Raw genomic sequence first — 6,809 nt, forward strand, 5'->3', positions numbered from 1 at the left:
CATTCAAGTAACGACATAAATGAAGAGAACTCTTCTCATACTGTTGATTGCCCTTTTGTGGGGCAATAGGGCATTGCTTTGCGCACAGACAGAGGTTCGCCCCCTGCCTTGGCCGGAGGATACTCGTTGCCGGCAATGGACCGATTCCGTACTGGCGAGCATGAACCTGCCGGAGAAGGTAGGGCAGTTGCTGCTCGCCACCCTCCCCGCCAAAGCTGACAAACAGGAAAAGAAACAGCTACGCGACCTGCTCAAGAAGCATAAGGTAGGCGGACTATCCTTCACCGAAGGTACTCCGGAAGAGCAGGCAATCCTGACCAACCTTGCACAGAAAACCTCCCAATCCCCTCTTCTGATAGCTACCGACAGTGAATGCGGTCTCTCCCAACATCTGGAAGATGTGCCCCGTTTCCCGAAGAATGCTGCTCTCGGCTGCATCGGAGACAATCGCCTGATTGACGAATACGGTCGTGAAGTGGCACGTGAGTTCCGCGAATTGGGGATACAGATCACCTTTGTACCTGATGCGGATACCGACACCAGTCTTTCTTCCCTGTTTGCGCCTGTACATTCCTTCGGTGAAGACGAAAAGCTGGCGGAAGAAAAAGAATCAGCCTACAGGCAAGGACTGGAAAGTGGTGGTGTATTCGCAGCTGAAGCGCTCAAAGTGAAAGATATCACCTCTGTACCGCGGCATGCAGCGGAAGCACTACTTGCCGGAGGCGATATGCTGAAAGTGCAGCATGCAGTAGGAGATGCCGTGAAAAGTGTGCTGGATGCTGTGAAAGACGGTGTGCTTACCGAATCGGAAATCGAAACTAAATGTCGCAAGATACTTGCCTATAAGTATCATTTGGGGCTGCATTTGCCGCGTAAACCATTGCGGGTAAGCGGCATGAGCTTCCGCATCCGTACAGACAGTGCACAGGCATTGGCAGCAAGATTGCGTCAGGCGGCAGTCACTGTGTTGGGCAATCATTTCGGGATATTACCCCTGACACCCGCCGCCGGTGCGCCAATAGCTGTATTGAGCGTGGGCGAAGGCGATGACCATACTTTCATGGAAGAGATGCAGCGCCTTTCCCCCGTCCCTGTGGAGCATCTCCATCTGACACGGGAGATGACCGCCGCCGACCGCCGCGAACTGGCAGACCGGTTGGCCGCTTACCGCCGCATCGTGATTAGTGTGTCCGGGAGGGATGTCGACTTGGTTGCCTATGCCGATTTCCTCGCTGAACTGGATGTACCCGCCCCGTTGGTATATGCCTTTTTCACCTCTTACAGGGAGATGCGGCTACTGGAGCCTGCCTTGAAGAAGTCAAGCGCCGTTCTTCTGGGACATTCGTCGGAACCGGACATCAAGCAGCATGTGGCAGGCGTATTGTTCGCCAAAGCCCCTGCCCAAGGAAAGCTCTCCATGAACATCGGGCTACTCTATCAGGCTGGTGAGGGCTGTATGGTCACTTCGGGCATGAAGCCGGGAAATTTCATCCCCGAAGATTTGGGCATGAAGTCCTACGAACTGCACCGTATCGACGCCATCGTCCGTGCAGGACTGGACGCCAAGGCCTATCCCGGTTGTCAAGTACTGGTTCTGAAGGACGGTCGTCCTGTCTACCACAAGTGTTTCGGCACGCACTCTGATAAGGACACCACTGCCGTGCGCCCTACGGATATGTTCGACCTTGCCTCCCTCACCAAGACCACAGCCACGCTGCTTGCCGTCATGAAACTATATGATGAAGGCAGGCTGAAACTGACTGACAAAGCCTCCCATTATCTACCTTTCTTGCGGAACACCAACAAGAAGAACATCACTCTCAAAGAGCTTCTCCTCCACGAATCCGGCCTCCCGCCCTACATTCGTTTCTATATGGAAGCCATCGACCCCAATTCCGTACACGGTCCTTACGCCCAAAGTTGGGTAGACCAATGGCATCATACCCAGGTGAGCGAGCATAGCTACTACTGCTCGGACTTCAAGTTCAAGAAAGGATTAGTCTCTTCTCAGGCATCTTCCGTCCACACTCTGCACGTGGCCGACGGAATGTGGTTGAACAAGAGTTTCAAGAATACCATCCTGCAACAGATTGCCCGCTGCGACATGGACAGCAAGCGATATGTCTATAGCGACCTCGGCTTCATCCTTCTGCAACAAGTCGTGGAAGCGATTGTCAAACTGCCGATGGACCTCTATCTTGCCAAGGAATTCTACGCGCCTATGGGCTTACAGCGTACCCTCTACCAGCCTTTGCAGCGATACTCCAAGCAAGAGATCATGCCCACGGCGTCCAATGACTTCTTGCGTCGGCAAGACCTGTGCGGCTATGTGCACGATGAGGCTGCTGCCTGCTTGGGTGGCATCTCCGGCAATGCGGGACTGTTCTCCACGGCAACCGAAGTGGCCATGCTCTATCAGATGCTGCTGAACGGAGGAGAGCTGAATGGCAAACGCTATCTGAGCGAGGCCACCTGTCGTCTGTTCACGACAGAAACATCCGCCATCAGCCGTCGTGGGCTGGGCTTTGACAAACCCGACCTGAAGAGCCCGAAGAGCAACCCTTGTGCTCCTTCCGCCCTGTCCGGCGTCTATGGGCATACTGGATTCACCGGCACTTGCGTTTGGGCAGACCCCGTGAACCGGATGGTATATGTCTTTCTCAGTAACCGCCTGTGCCCCAACGTGTGGAACACGAAATTAGGAGAAATGAATATCCGCACTGACATACAGGAAGCCATCTATCGAAGCCTGAAATAACCTGCGCATCAAGTAGCGGAAAGGCACGACAAATACGGTGTTTTTTACTAATTAGTCCAAAAAACTCCCTCTTTACCGTGCCTTTCTGTCCGAAATGCTATACCTTTGGTAGCCTTAATGTATAACAGATGATGATGAAAAAACTATTCCTATCTTTTCTTATTATATGCGGCTGTCTTTTCTGTCCTGCTATCCGGGCACAGGTGCAGCCCATACAACAATCTCTTCTTTCTTCCGTCGAACCCCTCATGCTCCGTCGGCTTCCCGATGACGAGCGGTGTCGGCAGTGGGTAGACTCCGTGCTCCACCGGATGAGCCTGAAAGAACGCATCGGCCAGTTGTTTATCTATACCATTGCTCCGGAACAGAACAAACCCAATTGCGACCTGCTGCGCAAAGTGGTGAACGACTATAAAGTGGGCGGACTGCTCTTCTCCGGCGGACTGACAGAGAACCAGGTCGCCCTGACGAACGAGGCGCAGAAGATGGCGAACATCCCCTTGATGATCACCTTCGACGGCGAATGGGGACTGGCAATGCGTCTGCGCGGCACGCCGGTGTTTCCCCGCAACATGGTGCTGGGCTGCATCCAGAACAATGAACTTCTGTATGAGTACGGTCGTGAGATGGCACGCCAATGCCGTGAACTCGGGGTACAGGTCAACTTTGCCCCAGTGGCGGATGTGAATATCAATCCGAAGAATCCGGTCATCAACACCCGTTCCTTCGGCGAAAGCCCTGCAAACGTGGCAGACAAGGTGATCGCCTACTCCCGCGGGCTGGAAGAGGGCGGCGTGCTCTCCGTCAGCAAGCATTTTCCCGGACATGGCGATACGGATATCGATTCACATCATGCCCTGCCCGTACTACCTTTTTCGCGTGCGCGACTGGACAGCGTGGAACTGTATCCGTTCAAGCGGGCCATTCAGGCGGGACTGTCCGGCATGATGGTGGGACACTTGGAAGTGCCCGTACTCGAACCGAAGAGGGGAGTGCCCTCTTCGCTCTCCCGTCGCGTGGTGCACGACTTGCTGATTACAGAAATGAACTTCCGTGGATTGGTATTTACGGATGCGTTGGCGATGAAGGGCGTCTCTACTACCGACCATACGGTTTGTCTGAAAGCCCTGAAGGCGGGACACGACCTGTTGCTTGTACCTCGCCGTATCAAAGAGGAAGTGGATGCCATTCTGGATGCCGTGAAGAGTGGCGAACTGGCTGAATCGGAAATCGAAGCGAAATGCCGGAAAGTGCTTACCTATAAGTATGCCCTCGGCTTGTCGGTGAAACCGTTTGTCCGCCTCTCCGGACTGGGGAACCGTCTCAGCACGGCGCATACCCGTGACCTGATACGACGGCTGAACCAGGCTGCAATCACCGTACTGCAAAACAAAAAGAATATGCTTCCGCTGGATGCCGATACCCGCAAGGTAGCTGTGCTGAATGTAGGCGAGGCGAAAGAACTCCAGCCTTTCCTGAAAGAACTCTCTTCCGGTAGGCAGGGTGTTGTCCCTGCCGTCTTCCAGTTGAAGAAGGAGATGCCGGCTACTGCCCGCAAGCAACTGCGCGATTCTTTGTTGCAATACAGGCGGGTACTTGTCTGTGTCACCGAGCATCGCTTGGCGCCCTATCAGGCTTTCCTCAATGAATTTGCCCCGACCATGCCCACCGCCTACTTGCTCTTCATACCCGGAAAGCAGGTATTGCAGATACATCGTGCGGTCTCTGCGGCAGATGCCGCCATTCTGGCACACTCTTCTTCCGCCGATGTGCAGGCACAGACAGCCCGCATCCTCTATGGCGATGCTACGGCGGACGGGCGCCTTTCGGCAAGTATAGGCACCCTGTTTGCCACCGGTGACGGACTGACCATCACCCCGAAAACCCCGCGCCACTCCATTCCCGAAGAACATGGCGTGAACTCCCGCCTGCTGTCACGTATCGACGAGATAGCGCAAGAGGGCATTGAAGGAGGGGCATACCCCGGTTGTCAGGTCGTAGTGCTGAAAGATGGCAAGGAGATGTATAACAAAGCCTTCGGAACACATACCTGGGGAGGTGCGGCCGTCCCGTCTGCCAACAGGCTTCTGTCTGTGTCAGACATCCCCGGTGCCGGACTTCCGGTGCTGCCGACTGATGTCTACGACTTGGCTTCGCTGACCAAGACCACGGCGACGCTGCTTGCCGTCATGAAACTGTACGACAAAGGCCGTCTGAGTCTTACGGACCGTGCTTCAGACTACTTGCTCTGGTTGCAGGACACGGATAAGAAGAACATCACTATCCGACAGCTGCTGCTGCATGAATCCGGCCTGCCCTCCACACTGCTGTTCTATCAGGAGGCGATAGACAAGGAGAGTTACGAAGGAACCCTCTTCAAAGCAAGGCCCGATGCACAGCATTCCGTACAGATAGGCCGGCAGACCTGGGCTAATCCGAAATTCAAATTCCGTGAGGGACTGGTGTCCAAAGTGCGTACCGCAGAACATACCTTGCAGGTGAGCGATAGCCTGTGGCTGAGCCGTTCTTTTAAAGAAGAGTATCGGCAGAAGATAGTGAAGACGCCGTTGCGCGACCGCCGTTATCGCTATAGCTGTGTGGGCTTCATCTTGTTGCAACAGGTGGTTGAGGCGCGTACGGGAATGTCGATGGATGCTTTTCTCGAACAGGAATTTTATGCGCCGATGGGGCTGAAGCGCACGGGCTATCTGCCGCTGCAAGGTGGCGCAACGGCGGGTGCCGTCTATACCGGTACGGTGTCGGGTGCCCATCAGCCCATACCGAAAGCTGAAATCGTACCCTCTTCCGTAGACCCTTTCTTGCGGAAAACGGTTCTTCAAGGATTTGTACATGATGAATCTGCGGCTTTCCAGGGCGGCGTATCGGGCAATGCCGGACTCTTCTCCAATGCTACCGAAGTGGCACGCATCTACCAAATGTTGCTGAACGGCGGCGAACTGGATGGCAGGCGCTATCTGAGTGCGGAGACATGCCGCGTGTTCACTACCACTGTCTCCGGCATCAGCCGTCGCGGCCTCGGTTTCGACAAGCCCGACCGTCGGAATCCGGCAAAAAGCCCGTGTGCAGCTGCCGCACCGTCCACCGTCTATGGGCATACCGGCTTTACGGGCACTTGTGCCTGGGTGGATCCGACGAACGGGATTGTTTATGTCTTCCTTTGCAACCGCATCTATCCCGATGCGTGGAATACGAAACTGACCAAGCTGGATATCCGTACGCGGATACAGGAGGCGGTGTATCAGGCGTTAGGCAAGTGATTGTTAGAACATTGTTTTTAGTAAAACGATTGTATGTCCCCTAATTTCTCACTTACTTTAAGCATGCTTAAATAGTCTATTAGCAGAATTGTTTATAGAATAAATTTGGGTCAAGGATATCCCCAGAACGTATCAGCTCCGTATCGGGTCCGTACCCATTCCGTGTAGAAGTACCCTTGCATGGAGAAGTTACGGAGCAAACCCGTTTTAGGTATGTTTCGGATAGGGATTTAGCAAACAAATGGTTTCGGTAATGGGTTGAGATCTTATCTTATTCTTGTATGAGATGTTATCTTGCCAATATAAAGAATGGTTCTGGCTGTAAGAAAACTGTTTTTGATTTCAGATATTCTAAATCATCGACACGGGAAAATGGGATTATGAAAATCTTTCAGCATAGAATCGTTTCATCAAACATTCTGGATGAGGTGGCTTGTTTTTATGGCTATTTCATTATTTGTGGTTATTATCAATTAGCAAATGGAAGTAATAGATGGTATTTTTATATAATTATAAACCTGTTGACGGAATAATACGGAGAAATGGCAGGTGACTGGCTTATTTGTGCTGATGGTAAAATATGGCAATGTTTTTATGGCTTATTCCATATTATATTTTGATAAGTGTTATCCTTGTTCTGAGGTATTGTGGGCGGGGTGGAAAATTCTTAGTAAAAATTTGCCGGATTTTTAGTAAAAATTGGGTGAAAACTTAGTAAAAGTAACTATTCAGCGAATCGAATACAATCATGTTGGTCAGCAACAATTTTAGAA

At 52.5% G+C, this 6,809-nt stretch carries 2 protein-coding genes; both read left to right on the forward strand.

The features are described 5' to 3' along the window. Window positions 1–19 precede the first annotated feature (19 nt). Window positions 20–2,758, forward strand: coding sequence for a serine hydrolase (locus QZ323_RS11405; RefSeq protein ID WP_294634823.1), 2,739 nt, complete (start codon window positions 20–22; stop codon window positions 2,756–2,758). 134 nt (window positions 2,759–2,892) lie between these two features. Next, window positions 2,893–6,036, forward strand: a complete 3,144-nt coding sequence (locus tag QZ323_RS11410) for a glycoside hydrolase family 3 N-terminal domain-containing protein (RefSeq protein ID WP_294634825.1) — start codon at window positions 2,893–2,895, stop codon at window positions 6,034–6,036. The last annotated feature ends 773 nt before the right edge of the window (window positions 6,037–6,809 follow it).

The sequence above is a fragment of the uncultured Bacteroides sp. genome (genome assembly GCF_910585845.1).
Classification (GTDB): domain Bacteria; phylum Bacteroidota; class Bacteroidia; order Bacteroidales; family Bacteroidaceae; genus Bacteroides.